General features: G+C 70.3%; 1 protein-coding gene. It reads left to right on the top strand.

Annotated elements, in window-relative coordinates; translation table 11 throughout:
• Nucleotides 1–87 precede the first annotated feature (87 nt).
• A partial coding sequence (locus E4T88_RS19130) for an SDR family NAD(P)-dependent oxidoreductase (protein ID WP_135107624.1) occupies nucleotides 88–381 on the top strand: 294 nt, incomplete at its 3' end.

The following is a 381-nucleotide window of genomic DNA, read 5'->3' on the forward strand; positions in this document are numbered from 1 at the left end:
GCCATGGGGCGGTGGACTACGCGGGGGGCCCGGCACCATCTCTACAGTGGAAAGCCTCATTCCAGCTCTTCCAGGAAAGGCAATCCCATGGCGAATGGACACCTCGCCGGCCGCAAGGCCCTCGTCACCGGCAGCACCCAGGGCATCGGCGCGGCGATCGCGCTCCGCTTCGCGCAGGACGGCGCGGACATGGTGCTCAACGGCCGTGATCCCGACGGTGCACCCCGGGAACTCATCGATCGCATCGCCGCTCTGGGCCGCCGCGCGGTTTACGTGGCAGCGGACATCAGCGGCGGTGCCGCGGAAGCCGCGCGGCTGGTGCAGGAAGCCGCCACGGCGCTCGGCGGGCTCGACATCCTCGTGAACAACGCCGGCGTGGAG

Origin of the sequence: Dysgonomonas mossii (assembly GCF_004569505.1) — a bacterium.
Taxonomy (GTDB): Bacteria; Bacteroidota; Bacteroidia; order Bacteroidales; family Dysgonomonadaceae; genus Dysgonomonas.